The sequence below is a fragment of the Haemophilus parahaemolyticus genome (assembly GCF_002015035.1).
Lineage (GTDB): Bacteria > Pseudomonadota > Gammaproteobacteria > Enterobacterales > Pasteurellaceae > Haemophilus_A > Haemophilus_A parahaemolyticus.
Genome location: NZ_MUXY01000001.1, coordinates 454,265 through 473,821, shown reverse-complemented (window position 1 = coordinate 473,821; position 19,557 = coordinate 454,265). Strand labels below are relative to the sequence as shown.

Genomic DNA, 19,557 nt, shown 5'->3' with positions numbered 1-19,557 from the left:
TCTAAGTTTATTTTGCTATGTTTATTGATTGGTTAAGTATTGAACAAAATTTCGGGTTTGAAATATCCGATTCTGTGCTTGCTTCGCTTTTCGATTTTGGAATGATTGGCATTCATTTAGATACAGGCGAATTACAAACAGGGATTAGAACAGGGAAGTATAGACACAAGGGCAGTTACTGTGATGAAGTATCTATTCGTATTTCTGGTTCAGTAATTAGAATGGAAGGCAACCCAAGTAGATGGGGTAAAAGTGAGAATCTATTTGGTTTTACTTCCATTGATGCTTGCGTAGGTTGTTTTAACAATATTCTCGCATCTCTTAAATTGCCTACATTTACAAGATGTACGGAGCTCTTTCATAGACAAACAAAGGAAAATGAACGAGCTGTAACATTTTCTAACGGGGCCATTATTAAACGCCTCGACATCACAACGAATAAGGCAGTAGGGAAGGGTAACGAACGCACTTTCTTAAAAGCCCTTTCACAAATGCGTTATCGTAATTCAATCGGCAGATTACATACTAACGGCTGTACGGCTGACTGGTTAAGCCAAAAAGGTAACGCGAACCTTATTTATCCATCCTGTTATATCAAACATGAAGAGCTAAAACTTCATTCTTACGACAAAATCAAAAATAAGTTTGGTGAGCTGTCGGAGGAATTTCAGTATTACAAAAAAGTTTATGAATACTGCAAAGAACATGGCGTAGTCCGCTTTGAACAGAAATTAAAATCCCGTTTTTTACAAAAGGAAGGTTTATGTTATTGGGGTTTAAGTGATTTTTCAAAGCTAGAGCCATTACAAGAGGAATTTATCAATATGCATAAAAAACTAAGCGTAAGCAAAATTGAGCTAAATACTATTGCAGAGCAGTTAGTTAATAAAGGCATTGTAGATACGTTACGTAAAGCAAATGTAACAGCATTCTATGCGATGAAATGGGCAAGTGGCGAAGAATTAGGATTAGCAGAACGGCAATTTAAAACGCATAGAGCTAGATTAAGAAAAATCGGTATAGATATTGCTAACCCTTGCGATGTAGAAAAATTCCAAGCGGTACAAGTTATCAGCTGCGAACAGATCTTTGTAAGACCGTTTAAAGCCCCTGATTTCTACCGTTTCCCAAGTAACTTACCATCATTACGTTTAGTAGCATAACATGGACAATCAAGAATATTTAAAAATTGCAGTAACAGCAATCAGATCACGCTTTCAAATGTTAGACCTCATGCTATCAAATGAGCTTACCCAACCAAGCAAAGAAGGCTTGCAAAGCGTGGTAAATCTAACAGAAATGGATTTAAACGTTATTAAATCAATCATTGAAAATAAGGAGTAATGATAATGCGTACAGGCTTTTATGTTGTTGGTAAATTGTTAGGTTACAAAAATAACGCCTTTACCAATCGTGATACAGGCGAAATCAAAGAACGTCATACAATGGGGATTCAAATGCAAGATCCTGACGGCTACGGCGGTTACAACACCACAACACAAGATTTAAAAATTGATGACCGTGCAGTAAATGAAGTATTAAAACGCACAATCGAACAGAATAAAGGAAAATTAGTAATGGTGCTAGTTTATCCACGTGAATGGGCTATGGAGGGTGGACGAAAAGGGATCACATATAACTTTGACGAAAACTCAACAATTGAAGTGATTGAAGGAAAATAATTCTTTATATATCAATAGTTTACATATTCACAATTTCGCATAATGTAGATTATGTTAAATATATTATAGAAGTAATAAAAATAACTATACTCCATACGTTTTTATAACCTCTCCTCTATAAAGAAAAAAGAAAAAAACTGACTTGCACATCTGCCTAAAATCTTGATTTTTACCGTTTTCTCTAATTGCCTTAAGAAATTTTACAAATAGTGATAAAATCACGAAAATTCTCTCTCACAATATTAGGAAAATAAAGATGACTACCCCATTTATTGATCTGCAAATTGCCAGCGAAAACCAAGAAGGTTTACCAACGGTTGAGCAGTTTACCCACTGGGTGCAAACTGCCCTTGCTTTCGAAGCTCAAACTGATAATTTCTCTGAAACGGAAATGACTATCCGCATTGTAGATGAAGAAGAAAGCCACCATTTGAACCTCACTTATCGTGGTAAAGATAAACCAACCAACGTACTCTCTTTCCCATTTGAAGTGCCTGATGAAGTAGAGCTTGCCTTATTAGGCGATTTAGTTATCTGCCGCCAAGTAGTTGAACGTGAAGCCGAAGAGCAACAAATTAGCCTTGAATCACATTGGGCTCACTTAGCAATACATGGTACGTTACATTTGCTTGGCTATGATCACATTGTGGATGCAGAAGCTGAAGAAATGGAAGGATTAGAAACGGAGGTTATGCAAAAACTTGGTTTTGACGATCCTTATCTTTCTGAAAAAACGATTGGAGAATAATTAGCAAGCTGTATGCGTAAACTGGTTATTCTTACTCAAATCCCTTCTTGGCTATACGATAATTTTAGAAAAATCGTTACAACGCATCGAAATAATGTTATTCAAGAAGGGATTTTCTTGCCTCATTTTTTAAATACCCAAACAAAATATCAATTCATTCCTTTTTCTAATGCCAAAAGCTTGCTCGGTTCAGAACACCCTTTCGCTTTTTATTTTACAGGCACAGACTCTCTTCATTTCAATCTGGATGCTTTTGCTATTTTAGCGGGTACTATTGAACAACAAGGCTGTTTATATTTAATTTGCCCAAATTGGAATAAAATTGAAACCGTCACCGATTATAATACGTTACGTTGGAACGAAAATCACGCTATCCCCTGCCCTACTTTTTTCCAACATTTTAAAAGATTAGTAGAACATTTTAATTTTTATGTCAAAAATACATTAACGCTAAATGATTTACCAAGTGCTCAAAACAGAACGACATTTTACAAACTGACAGCTACAAATTTAACAAAAGAACAGCAAAACATTTTCCAAAATCTACCGCTTGCAAGTGAAGATATCCATCTGATCACCGCACCGCGTGGACGAGGAAAATCCACCCTTGCTGGAAAATTAGCTGAGCAAATTGCACAAGAATACAATGTCGTAATTACCGCTCGAAGTCGCTCAGCATTGACTAATTTCTGGAAAATTTCAGATGAAGCACAAGTGACATTTTTCTCCCCTGATACGTTATTGCAGAAAGTAAAAGAACAATCGATTTCTCCTCATCAATGGCTTTTTATTGATGAGGCGGCAAGTCTACCCTTGCCATTCTTGCATCAATTTTGTCACTATTTTGACAAGATTGTTTTAACGACAACAACGCATAATTATGAAGGTACGGGCAGAGGTTTTTCGCTGAAATTCTTACCTCAACTTCACCGAAAAGTAAAACATTGGCAATTAACCGAGCCACTTCGCTGGAAAGTAAATGATCCTCTTGAAGCCTTTGTAAATACGCTGTTGCTACTAGATGAAGATCTTTCATCTGATTTGCAGAATGTAAGGTCCTACAATCCCCACTACTCTTCAACTCTAATGAGTTTAGATGAGAAAAAAGCCTTTTATACCCTGCTCGCACAAGCACATTATAAAACGACACCGACAGATCTACGCCGTCTGTTTGATGGTGGTAATCAGCAATTTTTCCGAGTATTACATCATCATAGGCTACTTGGTGGCATTTGGGCGATAAATGAAGGTGGTTTAAAGCCAGAACTCTCTCAAGCGATTTGGCGAGGAGAACGTCGCCCGCAGGGTAGCCTAGTAGCACAATATCTTTGCTTTCAAGCCAATTTACCCGAAGCATGCAAACTCAATTCAGTGAGAATTTCGCGGATTGCTATCTCTCCAAAGTTACAAAACCAAGGCATTGGCAAGCGGTTAATTTCTGAGTTTATTTTGCACATCCGCCAACAAAAACACCCGCTTGTGGATTTTGTATCGGTAAGTTTTGGGATGTCAGGTGAATTATTGCACTTTTGGCAACAAGCAGGCTTTAAGTTAGTTCAAATAACACCGAATAAAGAGGCTAGCAGCGGTTACCCAAGTGCAATGATGCTCTACCCTTTAACGCAACAGGGTAACATTTTTTGTAAAAAAGCAGAACAACGTTTCCAAGCAGATCAAGCGGTGATTTTTGGAAAAGAAAATGCAGATTTTGCTTTTAGAAAGGAAGATCTTCAAAACTTAAACGGATTTGTCAATCATCAACGAACGTTAACCGCTTGTTATGCAAGCCTCAAGCGGTTGTATTTGTCTGATACTTTGCAATTCGCCGAGCTTGCTGAGATTTTATCAAGCCCTTGGAATGCAAAATATAGTAAATCACAAATTGAGCAATGGCGGAAAATTGTTCAACAAAAAATATTCTATGCAAACGTTTAATTTCACTTGCAAAAATACCTATTTAGTTTTATAAATCAAACACTCTAACTTTTGATCAAACACAACTTGAGAGGTAAGAAATGTCAATGTTTAACCATATCCAAGCAGCTCCAGCAGACCCCATTTTAGGCTTAGGTGAAGCATTCAAAGCAGATACCAGAGAAGGTAAAATCAACTTAGGGATCGGCGTTTATATGAATGCGGAAGGCAAAACAACGATCGTTAAAGCGGTAAAAGAAGCCGAACGCCAATTATTAGCCAATGAAACAACTAAAAATTACTTAACCATTGACGGTGTGCAAGCTTACAACGCCTACACGCAAAAATTGCTTTTCGGTGAAAATGCGGAAGTAATTACCTCAGGTCGTGCAAAAACAGCACAAAGTTTAGGGGGCACAGGCGCATTACGCATTGCTGCTGAATTTATCAAACGCCATACTTCTGCCAAAAACGTTTGGATTTCAAACCCAACTTGGCCAAACCACAATGCGATTGTAAACGCTGTGGGTTTAACCGTAAAACATTACCGCTATTATAACGAAGCAACAAAACGTTTAGACTGGGATAATTTAATCGCCGATTTAAGCCAAGCAGAAGCAGGCGATGTCGTGTTATTCCACGGCTGCTGCCATAATCCAACAGGAATTGATCCAACCCACGAACAGTGGGAGCAACTTGCGAAAATGTCGGCTGAAAAAGGTTGGTTACCTCTATTCGACTTCGCGTATCAAGGCTTCGCAAATGGTTTAGAGGAAGACACCTACGGATTGCGTGCTTTCGTGAAAAATCACCGCGAATTATTAGTCGCAAGTTCTTATTCGAAAAACTTTGGTTTATACAACGAACGTGTAGGTGCTTTCACACTGATTGCAGACAATGCCGAAGTGGCAAATAAAGCCTTCACGCAAATTAAAGCGATTATCCGCACGCTCTACTCTAACCCATCATCGCACGGGGCAAGTGCAGTGGCAACTGTATTAAGCAACCCAGAATTAAAAGCCTCTTGGGAAGCAGAATTAACTGAAATGCGTAACCGCATCAAATCAATGCGTAGCCGTTTGGTGGAATTATTAAAAGAGAAAGGCACAACTCAAGACTTCTCATTTATCAACGAGCAAAACGGGATGTTTTCTTTCAGTGGTTTAACCTCAGAACAAGTCGATAAACTCCGCGAAGATTTTGCTATCTACGCCGTTCGTTCAGGACGTATTAACGTGGCAGGTATCGTTGATAGCAACATTGAAAAATTAGCAGAAGCGATTGTGAAGGTGTTGTAAGGTAAGTTTTAAAGGAATATGAAAAAGCCAGCAACCGCTGGCTTCTCTCTAGCGTTTAATATTTCCGTTCAATCTCTTCAGGATTAAACATCTTCCGCTTTTCTACTCCTTGCAATAACTGGTAGTAGTAATCATAAGTTAATACATTTTGCACATAGCCTCGAGTTTCCAAAAATGGAATAGATGCGATAAACTCATCCATTGCCAATCGCCCGCCTGCACGTTCTAACCAACGAGTAACACGGCTTGTACCTGCGTTATAGGCGGAAGCAATCAGAATACGGTTTTGTGGATACTTCTCATTTAATTCTGCCAAATGTGCAGTGCCGAGCATGATATTGCGGAAAGGCTCGATTAAATCACGTTCTCCAGTGTAAATTAATTCATTCCCTTTCGCTGTATTACTTGCTGTGCTTGGTAACATCTGCATTAAACCGATCGCATTGGCGTGTGAGCGTGCTTGTGGGTTCCACGCACTTTCTTGGCGAGAAATTGCCATTGCAAAAGTTTGCGTTATTGGTTTTCCTTGCAAATTCATCGCAAACCAATCGGCATAAGCATTCGGCAAGCGAAGCGGAATGTAATCCCACGCTTTGGCTTGAATGGTGCCTTCCACCGCTAAGTCATACCAATTTTGTGCTAAAGCAAACTGGCTCAACGCTAATTTTTCCTCAAAATTGACCACTTGTAACAGCTCAATCCAAGCCGTTTTAGCCTGTGCCATACGGTTCAATTCACGTAGTTCGGCAATGCGTTCAAGCGGTTGTTTCCATTGTAATTTTTGCAAATCTGTCAGTGGTGCAACCGTTGGCATTTCAACTTGGTAGGCTTGTCCTAATTGCTCGGCGGATAACATTGGATAGAAACCTCGCTCTTTAGCTAATGCAGCCAACACCTTTTGTTGTTCTTCTTTTGGTAAGGTCTTTGCCTGCCAATAACGCCATTCCGCCTTATTTTTCCCTTCATCGCTAAGTAATGCTAGCCAAGGTTTGAGATCGCTTTGTTGCCAAATTGCCATTCGTAAACGACGCTCAGTGAGATTATCCGCCTTAAGTTCCTTCAATTGTGTATCTCGCCACAGTTGGAAACTCGGATCTGAATGGTCAAACAGACGGCTAATAAAACCGATTTTCCAATCCCGAATTTCATCTGCTGACAGTTGCCATTTATCCGCCCATTGCTGATAAAGTGCAAAACTTGGGTTTGGCATTTGCTCACTTAAAGTGTTTATCCATTTTGGGAAAACGGCTAGCACAATTCGTTTGTTTTCAGCGGTAAGCGGTTGATTTTCGATAAAATTCTGCAAGCTGTTTGGATTGTTCTGTAATGCTTGAACCGCAGTTAACCAAGTTTGCAATTCAGGATCTTGAGTTTGAGTGAGCAAATTTACTAAACCTTGTTTTGCTTCTAAATGGAAAAAATTGACCGCTTTCTGTTTGATTTTCTCAGACGTTCGTAAGTTTTGATCTCGCCAATAAGCCTCAATTCCTGCACATTCTAATGGCAATTGTCCGTTTGTCTTCCAATAATTCGGCTCTACATTGCTTGGTGTCATCCAAAAATCATTATTTTCAGGGTTATTGCCTTGCCAAAACTGATCAAATTTTGTCAGTAATTTACTCATCTCCTCTGAATTTGGCTCTGCGGTTTGATTAGCTTGAGCTGCTTCAGGATTGACTTGTAACTGCTCGGCTAACAATTGAAATTGAGCAGAAAACAGGCGACATTGATTAAGTACGCTTGTTGTACTTACCGTTCGTCCATAAGCCAACAATTCTGCCCATTTTTGTTGTTGATAAAGCGTTTCAAACGGGCGTTGTGCAAGCTGATTACGTTTCGCGATGTTCGGATATTGTGTAATAAACTGCTGCAATTCCTCATCAGTCAGTATGTTTGCCTTAATTTTGGCTCTTACCAATGCCCATTGAGCATCTTCATATAATGGATATCCAACTAAAGTCATCTGAAGTTGCTGAACCAATGCCAAAATATTTGGCGATAAATTCTTTTGTTGTTCACTGGCTTTAAGTAATCCTTCAAGTTGTAGAAAATTATTACGTTGCATCAGCCTTGTTCGTTGCTCGGATTGTTGAGCCTGCTTCCAACCTTTTTCCCAATCCGCAATATTGATAGTCGCGATATTTTGTATTTCAGTTGAAGAGTGAGGTTTGGGATTATTTGCCCAAACCAAGGAGGTTGCCAAGCAAAGGGCAAGATAGCTTTTTTTCCACATTTTATCTCTTTCCTTAAAAATAATTTCTTTTCTTTGAATACAAAAAACGCTTGAAGTTGCAAGCCTCAAGCGTTTTCTTTGGTAGAACAGATTACTCGTCAATAACCACTTTACCAATATAATCTAAATTGCGGTAATGCTGTGCGTAATCGATGCCAAAGCCAACCACAAATTCATCAGGAATAGTGAATCCAACCCATTCTACAGGCACTTCTACTTCTCGGCGAGATGGTTTGTCTAAAAGAGTACAAATAGCAATTGAACGTGGCTCACGAAGTTTTAAAATTTCACGCACTTTATTAAGCGTAAAGCCTGTATCAATAATATCTTCCACGATTAATACATCTTTACCTTGAATTTCGCTGTCTAAGTCTTTTAAGATTTTGACATCACGACTTGATTCTGTGCTTAATCCATAGCTAGAAGCGGTTAAAAAATCTACTTCAACAGGTAAGTCGAGATAACGAACTAAATCTGCCATAAACATAAAAGAACCGCGCAATAAACCGACAACCACCAAGTTTTGGCAATGCTCAAACTGTTGATAATGACGGTTAATTTCTTGTGCCAACTCTTTTACGCGAGATTGAATATCTTCACGAGAGATTAGCGTTTCAATGTGATGTTTTTTCATAAAATGCTCTCTTTAAAAATTTTTGCTACTCTAGCAAAATTCAATTCATTTTACTAGCTGTTTGCAAACGTTTGCAATTTTATTTAGGCTGCAGACATTATCTCTTCAATATCCTCAATCTCTTTCGGGCAACCGCTGGTCAGGTTTTTGTTTCCGTACTCGGTCATCAGTAAATTATCTTCAATACGAATACCAATGCCTTTATATTGCTCTGGCACATCTGCATCACTGGCGATATATAAACCAGGTTCGACAGTAATTACCATACCGATTTCTAATGGGCGACTACGTTCGTTACTGTAATCGCCAACATCGTGTACATCTAAACCAAGCCAATGACCTAAACCGTGCATATAAAATTGGCGGCACGCTTTTTGTTCAATCAAGGTGTGTACATCACCTTTTAAAATACCGAGTGCGACCAAGCCTTCAGTAAAAATTTCTATCACACGATCATTTACGATTTTTATGGAATTATTCGGCACTAACAGCTTAATTGCCTCTTTTTGGGCTTTTAAAACCAATTCATAAATCGCTTTTTGTGGTTCGCTAAATTTTCCATTTACAGGGAAAGTGCGGGTAATATCACCTGCGTAATAAGCAAACTCTGCCCCTGCATCAATTAACAACAAATCGCCCTCTTTCATTACCGCACTATTCTCATCATAGTGAAGTACACACGCATTTTCACCGCTTGCAACAATCGAATTATAAGAAGGAAAACGTGCTCCAAAGCGGTTAAATTCGTGCTGAATTTCGCCCTCAATTTCCATTTCGTAGCGATTTGGACGCGTTTGTTTCATTGCACGAATATGAGCTAATGCTGAAATATGGCAAGCCTGTTGAATAAGTGCAATTTCCGCGGTTGATTTAATTAAACGCATCTCTGAAAGCATTGGTCGCCAGTCAATCACTTCTTTAAACTGAGCAGAAACAACCTTATCACCCCACGCTTGATACCCTTGGGCATAGTAGCAAGCGGTCAAATTTTGTGTTTTTTCTGCAAAAGTTTTATCAAGATGTTCAATTTCAAACGCAGCATCAACCTTTAAGGTTTCTGGTGCAGCTTCTACACCTAAGCGACGACCTGTCCAAATCTCTTTTTCGCGATCTTTTTTGCGTAAGAAAATGGTACTTTCATATTCTCCATCTCGCTTAATTAACAACAACGCTGACTCTGGCTCCGCAAAACCCGTGAGATACCAGAAATAGCTATCTGGACGGAAGTGGTAATTGCAGTCGTTATTACGGCGTTTTTCGGTTTCTGTAAAAATAATAAAGGCGGAATTGTCTTGCATTTGAGCAAAAACTTTTTTGCGGCGGATAATGAATTCTTCTCGTGGAAGTTCAGCAAGATAGGCGAGATCCATAGTTCCTCTCTTAGCCCTATTAGGCTTTTAACTGTTCAATTTCTTTAATAAATTCGTCAATATCTTCAAAACTGAGATAGACAGAAGCAAAGCGGATATAAGCCACTTTATCCAACTCTTTTAATGCATTCATTGCTAACGTACCTACCAATTTACTTGGCACTTCACGTTCGCCAGTGGCTCGCAGTTGCATAATAATCTGGTTAATAGCACGCTCTTGGTCATCAGTACTCACTGGACGCTTTTCCAATGCTTTGACTAAACTAATACGTAATTTATTGACATCAAAAGGCTCGCGGTTACCATTATTTTTTACAATATAAGGAATAAAAAACTCAGCTGACTCAAAAGTGGTAAAGCGCTCTTTACAACTTGTACATTTACGACGACGGCGAATTTGATAACCATCTTCCGCCAAGCGCGAATCAATCACTTTAGTCTCTTCTTTACTACAAAATGGACAACGCATAATTCTCTCTCATGTTCTAAAATGTGTTTTTATTTAGTATAAAAACATTCAAATAAATAAAAAAAGCCCCTTGAAAGGGGCTACTCGGAAAGCAAATTTATGAAATAGGTTGTTGAACACAACTCTAGTTTTTGTTGCTTGCAAAGATACTCGAAAATTTTTGCTTTTTCAAACGCATTTTACAAAAACAGAAAACCAATGTTTAAATTTGTGATCGAGTTCAAATTTTTACCTTTAACTCGATCATTTTTTAATCAAATTAAACACTATAAACGGCGTGCTTGCCAATAAGCTTTTGTCCAAAATGGCGTATTCATACTGGAATAAATGACCCCACCTTTGGTTGAGGCGTGTAAGAATTGTCCGTTTTTTACATAAACTCCGACGTGCTTACCATTTGGTCCTCGCCCCGTATTGAAGAAAACCAAATCGCCCGTTCTGATTTCGTGTTTCTCGATTTTTCTACCCACCTTCGCTTGATCAACCGTCATTCTTGGCAAATCAATGCCAAACAAGTCTCTAAACGTGATTTGCATAAAACCAGAACAATCAACCCCGCTACGAGAATTTCCACCTAGCTTATAACGTGTGCCTTTCCAAGCTTGTTGATGCTCGCTTAAATTCTCCATGACCATAATGGGATCACCTAAGCTGGTTTTATGTGTGCGATAAATTTTATTTGCTTGCGATTGAGATGATGGACCTGAAGAACAAGCAGTCAAAATGGCTGCTAAACTTAGCATCATCGCTTTCGATAAATTTTTTTTAAAAAATGCTTTCATAGCTCCGCCCAATGAAATGCCCAAAAACATTTGAGCACCTTTTAGTTTTGGCTCTCTACTTACTCTTTTTTGCTGAACTTACACGATCACGCATTTTTTGTCCCGCTTTGAAAACTACCACACGACGAGCAGAAATCGTCACACTTTCACCCGTTTTCGGATTGCGACCTGGACGTGCTTTTTTCTCACGTAAGGTAAAATTACCAAAACCAGATAGTTTTACCTCTTCACCTGAGGCCAATGTTTTTCTAATTTCGTCAAAAAATTGATCAATAAACAATTTTGCGGCTTGTTTGTCAAATCCTTTTGCCATCAATGCTTCCGCAAGTTCAACTTTAGTGAGAGCCATAGAATATCCTTTTACGAATTAGTCACGAAGTACTGCATTAAAGCGTTTTGCAAGTGTTGCTAACACAGCTTGCATTACCGCGTTAATTTCGTCTTCTTCTAAGGTTTTTTCGGTATCTTGAATCGTTAAGCTAATCGCTAAACTTTTCTTACCTTCTGCAAGATTTTTGCCTTGGTAAACGTCAAATAAATTCACGCCAACCAATTTTTCCCCACCTGCTTTACGACAAGTTTCAAGCACTTCACCCGCTGCAACAGTTTCATCAACTACTACCGCAATGTCTCGATTATTCGCAGGGAATTTAGAAATCTCTTTTGCGGCTGGCACAGGGCGTTCTGAAATTGCTGAAGCTAATAATTCAAACACTACAGGTTTGCCTCTAATGCCCAGTTTTTGCACTATTGAAGGATGAACCGTACCAATAAAGCCGATTTCTTTACCATCAAGCATAATTGCAGCCGATTGACCTGGGTGTAAGGCTGGGAATGGTTTTGCTACAAATTGCAGATCTTGACGTACCGCTGTTAAAGAAAGCACGCGCTCTAAATCGCCTTTTAAGTCGAAGAAATCTACCGCTTCAGCTTTATTTTCCCAATGGATTGCACGTTTATCGCCTACGATTGCTGCTGCAAATACAGGTTCTTGACGCACGCCTAATTCTGCATTTACATCAGGAATAAAACGTAATCCTGCTTCAAAAATACGCACTCGGTTTTGTTGGCGGTTTTGGTTGTAAACGATCGTTTCAAGCAAGCCCGTTAAGAGCGACACTCGCATTGCCGACATTTCGCTTGAAATTGGGTTCGGCAGAATTAACGCTTCTTGATCTGGATGTAAAAGCTGTTGGATTTTCGGGTCAACGAAGCTATAAGTAATCACTTCTTGATAATCGCTATCTACTAACGCCGTACGCACACGAATGGCCTCCAATAATTTCTCTGGCATGCCTTTCATTTTAAGGTGTGCCAGTGGTGAATTATTTGGAATGTTGTTGTAGCCATAAATACGCGCCACTTCTTCGATCAAATCTTCTTCAATTTCAATATCAAAACGCCAGCTTGGGGAAACCGCTGTCCAAGTGTTATTCGCGAAGGTAACATTCAAGCCTAAGCGAGTGAGAATATCGGTCACGATTTCATCTTCGATATGGTGTCCGATCACCGCATCTAATTTGCTACGGCGTAGGCTCACGGTTTGACGAGTTGGTAAATGTTCTTTTGCAACGGCTTCCACAATTTCACCCGCTTCACCGCCACAAATTTCTAATAATAACGCGGTTGCACGTTCCATTGCTTGACGTGTTAATTCAGGATCAACCCCTCGCTCAAAGCGATGTGAAGCATCGGTGTGTAAGCCGTATTGACGTGCACGTCCCGTAATCGCAAGTGGTGCAAAGAATGCGGCTTCTAATACCACATCTTTGGTTTCTTCATTCACGCCACTGGCTTCACCGCCGAAAATTCCCGCCAGTGCTAATGCGCCTTTGCTATCAGCAATTACAAGTGTATTCGACTGTAATTTTGCCGTTGTGCCGTCTAATAACACTAATTCTTCGTCTGCTTTCGCCATACGTACTTGAATTGCACCATCAATTTTAGCCGCATCAAAAGCGTGCATTGGCTGACCTAACTCAAGCAAGCTCAAGTTTGTGATGTCTACAATTGGATCGATAGAACGAATACCACAACGGCGTAATTTTTCCTGTAACCATAATGGCGATGCAGCCTTCACGTTCACGTTTTTTACCACACGAGCTAAATAACGTGGGCAAGCCTCTGGGGCTTGTAATTTAACTGCCACTTTATCGGCAATGGTTGCAGGCACAGCTTCAATTGCTGGTGCTTTCACTTCTGCACGGTTAATTACGCCCACTTCACGTGCAATACCTGCAATGCTTAAGCAGTCTGCTCGGTTTGGTGTTAAGCTAATTTCGATTGCCACATCGTTTAAGTTTAAGTATTCACGGAAATCTGTGCCGATTGGTGCATCTGCTGGTAATTCAATAATACCACTATGATCTTCTTTAATCCCTAATTCAGAGAACGAGCAAAGCATCCCTTCCGATGGCTGACCGCGTAATTTGGTTTTTTTAATTTTGAAATCACCAGGTAGCACCGCGCCTTCTGTCGCACACGCTACTTTTAAGCCTAAACGGCAATTTGGTGCACCACACACGATATCTAATAAACGTTCACCGCCCACGTTCACTTTTGTTACGCGTAATTTATCTGCATCAGGGTGTTGTGCACATTCCACTACTTCACCAATCACCACACCTGTGAACACACCTGCCACAGGCTCTACACCATCTACTTCTAAACCTAACATCGTAATTTGGTCGCACAGCTGTTCCGTTGAAATCGCAGGGTTTACCCACTCACGCAACCAAGATTCATTGAATTTCATTTTATATCCTTTCCAATTTTGTAAAATCTTTGCGGAATTTTACCGCTTGTATATGATAAACATCGTTATCAAATCTCCCCTACCCCCTCTTTTCTAAAGAAGGGGATCAGATAATCTGAAATTTCAGATCCCCTCTTTGAAAAAGAAGGATTGGGGGGAGGTTTTAGTGAAGCGTTATTTAAACTGTTTCAAGAAACGCAGATCGTTCTCAAAGAATGAACGTAAATCAGTCACGTTATAGCGTAACATTGTTAAACGTTCCACGCCCATACCAACGGCAAAACCGCTGTATTCTTCAGGGTCAATCCCTACGTTACGCAACACATTCGGGTGAACCATACCGCAACCTAATACTTCCAACCATTTACCATTTTGACGCATCACATCCACTTCGGCTGAAGGCTCTGTGAATGGGAAGAATGACGGACGGAAACGCACTTGTAAATCTTCTTCAAAAAACGCTTTTAAGAAATCATGGATTAAACCTTTTAACTCGGTAAAGTTCGCTTTTTTATCTACATAAAGCAATTCGATTTGGTGGAACATTGGCGTATGAGTTTGGTCGTAGTCGTTACGATAAACACGACCAGGTGCCACAATGCGAAGTGGTGGTTGGACTTTTTCCATCGTACGGATTTGCACGCCAGAAGTTTGGGTGCGTAATAGACGGTTTGCATCAAACCAGAAAGTATCGTGATCAGCACGTGCTGGGTGGTGTGCAGGAATGTTTAACGCATCAAAATTATAGTAATCGCTTTCTACTTCAGGGCCGTTCGCCACGGTAAAACCTAATTCAGAGAAGAACTTGACCACACGCTCAATCGTAATGGAAACAGGGTGTAAACCGCCTAACTCGGTTTTACGACCAGGTAAAGAAACATCAATGCTTTCGTTCGCTAATTTTGCGTTTAACTCTGCCGTTTCTAACGCTGCTTTTTTCGCATTTAACGCATTTTGTGCAATTTGTTTTGCATCATTGATTTTTTGCCCTACCGCAGGACGCTCTTCTGCAGGCACATCACGCAAGCCTTGCATTAACGATGTGAAATGTCCTTTTTTGCCAAAATATTCTACTTTTAATGCTTCAAGTGCAGCCACATCTGAAGCTGCATTCACCGCTTCAACTGCTTGTGCTACCAAACTTTCTAAGTTTTGCATTCTATCCTCTAAAATTGCTGATGAAAAATTGTAGAGATAATAATACTTTGCAGGCGGAATGTAAACGTGAAGATAAGTTCAGGCAAAAAATTTTCCTTTTAAATCAAGGGTTCTTTGCGTTTAAGCGAACCTTCAAGCGGCCAGCTTTTTAACAAAATTTGTAAATGCTAAAAGAAAAAAGTCGATAGAGTTAAATACTCTACCGACTCTATTGTTATTGTTGAACATAAGGATAATACGGCTTACCCCAAGTAGGCTCATCATCATTACGCAGCATAATTTTCACCATCGCAGGCACAAATAAGGAAAGCAATGCACAGGCATCTTCCAATTGCTTGCGGTTCGCACTGCTATCATAAGTTGAACCTCCATGGATAAGCTGATTTCTGAGCGTATATAAATGCCCAAAGACAACTTCTAACACCTCTGCTGTTTCTTGCTCTTCAAATGCAAAATTCGCTTTTTTCTTTGCAGCCGCAAACATTATTTTCCACTCTTTGCCTGCTAGCAAGCCATTATGTGCATCCCAAAATGGCTGAAATGTGTAAGGCGTATCCAACAATGTTCTTACTGCACCGGGAAATTCATCCCAAATAATCCCATAAAGCAAACGTTCGGTATCCAATTCGCAAAGGCGTGTAATAAACTGGTGAAACACCTTACGCTCAACCTCTTCTTTGTTTAACTCATCAGCATACGCTGCATTAAAAGCAATCCAAAGGGCAATAAATTTGAAATCCAAATTTTCTTCTTCATTGGCTTTTTTCAGCCAACTTAACGTACGGTGCATTTTTAAGCGAAAGTTATCATTAAAATCAGCACGATTTTCTTTATAATAAGCGGTCAGATTTTCGAGTTGTTCTGCAAGTAACATAATAGGCTCCGATATAGTCAAAATTGAGCTATTATGGTATAGATTGGCAAGTTTGTAAATTTTAAAAGCAAGCCGACCACTTGGGTCGGTTTTTGTGGTGTGATTTTATAGCTTTTGGCAGATTTCTAAATTAAGTTTAACAAATTCTTCCCATTCATAGATTTCTTTTAAATAGGTTTGATAATACTGCTCTACTCGACAAACAAGTGGTCGATTTTCGTAGATTAAACATAATTTAGTGTTCTCATCAAAATGGTAACAAGTGCCATCGCCGCGATCTAAAAATTTTGTTTGCTCACTTTTATCTACGTTTTGACAGCATTTGCCGCAGGCTGTGCAGGGGAAAGGCGAAAGTATTTTTTCGCCTTTTAAACTTGAAATTACCATTGAATTGCCAACATTGCTGTTTGGCTTTGAGTAACAGTTTTCAATGCGTCATCTAAAGCACTATTTTCCGACTTTAATGAATCAAGCTGTTGTTGAATTTCGTCAATTTGCTGATCAAAGAATGGATTAATTGCTTCTCCCACAGCTTGATAAGCATCATTGATAAAATCAGTAGTTATATTTTCAACCGCTTGATTTAATTCAAGTATTGCTCTACGTTGCTGAGCATTTCTTTCTTCCTCTTCTTTTTGTGATGAGTAAATATCCCAGATTGCCGAGGCAACTTGCAACACAACCGCAGCTTTCCCAGCCCAACTACCTAAAGTTTTTTCCCAGCGTCCTTTCAATGGTGGAATTTTTAGTTTACGACCGATAAGCAATCCTTCTTTAAGCATATTTTGATCCGTCAATAAATTTTTCCCCATATCTTTCATTTTATCTGCAAGGGCATTGCTAGGTACTAAATCGCCTGTAGGTACAGAATAATTAGTACTAAAACTAAAATTAAAATCTGACAATCCTTTTTGCATTGTTTGTTCAATCGATGAACTCATTTTTTGAAAAATATGGCTCATTTCAGATTGTACCTGAGATTCACTACTACAATTTTGTAATATTGTAGAGATTGCTTCTCTATTTGATGTAGATTGCATGCGAATAGCATCAGAAACACGATTAAAAATGATATTCTTACGTTCATTTAATTCATTTTTCTGATCAATCAATTCTCTTGCTTTTTCTTGATCTTGAGCCGATTTTAAACTCGTGATCTTTTCAAGCAATGGAGAATACCAACGTTCATTAACAAAGTTCTTAAAGCCATTAAAACGTTGGCGTTCGCTATTTTGTTGTGCAGTCCAAGCATTAAAACGTTCAATAAATTCACTATAGCAGGAATGTACTAATAATGGTTCTTTATTAAGTTCTTTGCCTTTCAATGCAGTTCGTAAATTCATAGGCAAAATTTCGACTTCACCTAATTTATCCAAATTAACTTGATGATTTGGAGCAAATTTTACTAGAAGATCTCGAATGTGCTGGGCAGCTTGATATTTATCTTCTTCATTACTTAACTGATTGTTTAACACAATAAAGATTTTTTTATCTTTGCGTAATAAATCGAATAAACGATCATAAACATCTTTTGAGTCCATGTCGCCATCGCGAATAACAAAGAGAATAACAGAACAGCGACTTAATTGTTCAAGAGTTACATCTTCATGTTGGATTGGTGCATTCACACCTGGCGTATCCAGTAATATGTAGTCTCCCCAAGAATAACGATCCACTTTATCGGTTTTGGGAATATCCGCAACAGGTGCAACCTCTTTACCCGAAAGCACATTAATTAATGTACTTTTACCGGCATTATATGCCCCATAAAGCATAATATTTAATACGCTGTTATCCATTTCTTTCTGAATTTCGCTTAACGAGGCAGAGGAAAATTGATATGAATTTGCTATTTGTTTAGTTTGCGTTACCAACTCAAATACTTGTGAATATTGATTCGCCATATAAATTCCTTATCTTTGAAATTCTTTAATAAGTTTATTTACTTCGCTTTCTAAGTGGTTACAGGTTTCTTGAAGCGGTTGAATTTGAGCAATAATACTATTTAGCTGACGATCTACGGTTTGTTTAATACCATTTGAAATCTGCTCTTTTAAACTTTTTTCCATTTGCTCGGTATCAACTCCAACAATTTCGGTAACAGTTTCAATATCAATCATTGCAGAACCTGCAGCACCACCAAGGAAACCACCAAGCAATCCTCCTACAACGCCACCAATCGCTGTACCAACACCTGGTAAAATCGCCGTTCCAATAGCCGCACCAGCAGCCCCCCCACCAGCTGCTCCACCTGCTTGTGCTAATGATTTTTTACTCGCACCACGTTCTTGTTGATAAGTAATTTTTCGATCTTCAAAATCTTTAATGCTAGAACTATCAAGCTGTACAGAAATTTGACTTAATGAAGAAACAAAACCCTCTAAACGCTTAGCAATTTCTTGACCAAGAGCCTGTGAAATAAGGCTATTTATATCTTGTACAATCGCATTCTTATCCCGTGATTTTCTATGTTTATTCACTATTTCATAAGTATGGTTATGTGCATTACCTTCTACAAGATCGGTAATCATTTTTCGATCTTTTTCTAACTTACTAAGTACATTCTCTGTTTGAATAGAAATTGATGAAATCTGCGTTTTAATTTCACTATTTAAAAATGAAAGTACATTTTTATTGATAAAATTCTCAATTTGTTTATTCGCCTTTCCACCTTTATAATTTGCAGCTTTCTTCACGAGTTCTGCCATTTCATTAAATAAACGAGCAAAACCAGCTTTATTTAAATCTTGATGAGATTTAAAAGTATAAACTGAAATAGAAATAGGTTTTCTCGTCTCTTTTATTTTTATTGTACCTTCGCTTTTCTGCTTTTGTTCAAGACGTCCATACACATCCTTTTCTTGTAACTTGCGATTATCAGGTGTTTTATCTTTAACAACAGCAATAATATCCTGAGCAACTTCATCCCAATCTTCCTCTGTTTCATCAGATCGAGTAATTACAGGTAATAATGGCTTACCTTTTTCAAGTTCATACTTAAGCTCATCTAACTCTTGAACTTGCCCTGGAGAGCTTGAAGGTGTAAGCCATAACACAGCATCGGCACTATCCACAAATTGCTTAGTTAAATTTCCGTTTTTCTCCTCGGTGGAATGTAATCCTGGAGAATCTAACAATACAAAGTATTTGCCTAATTCTACACCTTGAATTTGAGCTGTAGTTTCAGTAAAGCCTTCAGCAAAATCGCCCTCAATAGTTACTATCTTATTATCTTTTAATGCAAAGCGGCGAATATGATCGTTAGGGAAAAGAGAGCGATACAAGTCTACGACTTGATTACTAAAAGAACTTTTTCCTGCATTGACTTTACCAAATACTAAGAAAATAATTTTATCTTCAAAAGTTTTCGATAAATTTTGCATTGGTGAAGTTGCGACAATTTTTTTATCCCATTCGGTAAATTTAACTTTTAAACTATTTGTCAATTCGGCAATTAATGCTGTTAACTGATGTTCATTTGTTAATGCTTTATTATCGAAATGACTTGAATTGCTTAATAAATTTTTGATGTACTCAACCTTTTGCTTTAACTCACCTTCTTTTTGATGGTTTTTATTCATTTTACTTGCAAATTGGTTAAGCTCATCAAAAAATTGTTTTAATGAGCCTTGTTGCATAC

At 38.7% G+C, this 19,557-nt stretch carries 18 protein-coding genes; 6 read left to right on the top strand and 12 right to left on the bottom strand.

The features are described from left to right. The first annotated feature begins 17 nt into the window (after positions 1-17). The 6 genes from B0185_RS02315 to B0185_RS02290 all read left to right on the top strand — a co-directional run bounded on the left by B0185_RS02315 (position 18) and on the right by B0185_RS02290 (position 5,642). Positions 18-1,163: a phage/plasmid replication domain-containing protein gene (locus B0185_RS02315; protein ID WP_005705532.1), complete on the top strand. Its 1,146-nt coding sequence runs from the start codon at positions 18-20 to the stop codon at positions 1,161-1,163. Position 1,164: 1 nt separating this feature from the next. Beyond that, positions 1,165-1,344 carry a hypothetical protein gene (locus B0185_RS02310; protein WP_005705466.1) on the top strand — a complete coding sequence of 60 codons (180 nt, stop codon included), beginning with the start codon at positions 1,165-1,167 and terminating at the stop codon, positions 1,342-1,344. A gap of 5 nt (positions 1,345-1,349) precedes the next feature. Further along, positions 1,350-1,682: a DNA-binding protein gene (locus B0185_RS02305; RefSeq protein WP_005705579.1), complete on the top strand. Its 333-nt coding sequence runs from the start codon at positions 1,350-1,352 to the stop codon at positions 1,680-1,682. A gap of 256 nt (positions 1,683-1,938) precedes the next feature. After that, positions 1,939-2,430: an rRNA maturation RNase YbeY gene (gene ybeY, locus B0185_RS02300; protein WP_005705487.1), complete on the top strand. Its 492-nt coding sequence runs from the start codon at positions 1,939-1,941 to the stop codon at positions 2,428-2,430. Positions 2,431-2,442: 12 nt separating this feature from the next. Further along, complete coding sequence (locus tag B0185_RS02295) at positions 2,443-4,365, top strand: tRNA(Met) cytidine acetyltransferase TmcA domain-containing protein (protein WP_005705557.1); 1,923 nt, start codon at positions 2,443-2,445, stop codon at positions 4,363-4,365. An 80-nt stretch (positions 4,366-4,445) separates the two neighbouring features. After that, positions 4,446-5,642 (top strand): amino acid aminotransferase, encoded by a 1,197-nt coding sequence (locus B0185_RS02290; RefSeq protein WP_005705479.1) that lies wholly within the window; start codon positions 4,446-4,448, stop codon positions 5,640-5,642. Between the two features lie 55 nt (positions 5,643-5,697). On the opposite strand, the gene B0185_RS02285 is transcribed toward B0185_RS02290, so the two are convergent. The 12 genes from B0185_RS02285 to B0185_RS02230 form a co-directional block, all read right to left on the bottom strand. After that, the gene (locus B0185_RS02285; protein WP_005705453.1) at positions 5,698-7,875 is read right to left on the bottom strand and encodes a transglycosylase SLT domain-containing protein; all 2,178 of its coding nucleotides are present in this window, start codon (positions 7,873-7,875) and stop codon (positions 5,698-5,700) included. 91 nt (positions 7,876-7,966) lie between these two features. Next, a complete protein-coding gene (hpt, locus tag B0185_RS02280) occupies positions 7,967-8,509 on the bottom strand; it encodes a hypoxanthine phosphoribosyltransferase (protein ID WP_005705584.1) in 543 nt (180 codons plus the stop codon). A gap of 83 nt (positions 8,510-8,592) precedes the next feature. Further along, the gene (gene pepP, locus B0185_RS02275; RefSeq protein ID WP_005705503.1) at positions 8,593-9,879 is read right to left on the bottom strand and encodes a Xaa-Pro aminopeptidase; all 1,287 of its coding nucleotides are present in this window, start codon (positions 9,877-9,879) and stop codon (positions 8,593-8,595) included. 19 nt (positions 9,880-9,898) lie between these two features. Beyond that, a complete protein-coding gene (gene nrdR, locus B0185_RS02270) occupies positions 9,899-10,348 on the bottom strand; it encodes a transcriptional regulator NrdR (RefSeq protein WP_005705531.1) in 450 nt (149 codons plus the stop codon). A 266-nt stretch (positions 10,349-10,614) separates the two neighbouring features. Then, positions 10,615-11,130, bottom strand: coding sequence for an NlpC/P60 family protein (locus tag B0185_RS02265; RefSeq protein WP_039862970.1), 516 nt, complete (start codon positions 11,128-11,130; stop codon positions 10,615-10,617). 55 nt (positions 11,131-11,185) lie between these two features. Then, positions 11,186-11,479, bottom strand: coding sequence for an integration host factor subunit alpha (locus B0185_RS02260; protein WP_005705559.1), 294 nt, complete (start codon positions 11,477-11,479; stop codon positions 11,186-11,188). An 18-nt stretch (positions 11,480-11,497) separates the two neighbouring features. Then, positions 11,498-13,885 carry a phenylalanine--tRNA ligase subunit beta gene (gene pheT, locus B0185_RS02255; RefSeq protein WP_005705473.1) on the bottom strand — a complete coding sequence of 796 codons (2,388 nt, stop codon included), beginning with the start codon at positions 13,883-13,885 and terminating at the stop codon, positions 11,498-11,500. A gap of 174 nt (positions 13,886-14,059) precedes the next feature. Continuing rightward, on the bottom strand, positions 14,060-15,043 hold the full coding sequence (gene pheS / locus B0185_RS02250) for a phenylalanine--tRNA ligase subunit alpha (RefSeq protein WP_005705521.1): 984 nt from the start codon (positions 15,041-15,043) through the stop codon (positions 14,060-14,062). Positions 15,044-15,257: 214 nt separating this feature from the next. Beyond that, positions 15,258-15,917, bottom strand: coding sequence for a HEPN domain-containing protein (locus B0185_RS02245; protein ID WP_005705540.1), 660 nt, complete (start codon positions 15,915-15,917; stop codon positions 15,258-15,260). Positions 15,918-16,022: 105 nt separating this feature from the next. Further along, on the bottom strand, positions 16,023-16,304 hold the full coding sequence (locus B0185_RS02240) for a YkgJ family cysteine cluster protein (RefSeq protein WP_005705497.1): 282 nt from the start codon (positions 16,302-16,304) through the stop codon (positions 16,023-16,025). Then, positions 16,298-17,821 carry a GTPase gene (locus tag B0185_RS02235; RefSeq protein ID WP_005705538.1) on the bottom strand — a complete coding sequence of 508 codons (1,524 nt, stop codon included), beginning with the start codon at positions 17,819-17,821 and terminating at the stop codon, positions 16,298-16,300. Before B0185_RS02235 ends, B0185_RS02240 begins: the two co-directional genes overlap by 7 nt. Positions 17,822-17,830: 9 nt before the next feature. After that, positions 17,831-19,555: a dynamin family protein gene (locus B0185_RS02230; protein WP_005705574.1), complete on the bottom strand. Its 1,725-nt coding sequence runs from the start codon at positions 19,553-19,555 to the stop codon at positions 17,831-17,833. Positions 19,556-19,557: the final 2 nt, after the last annotated feature.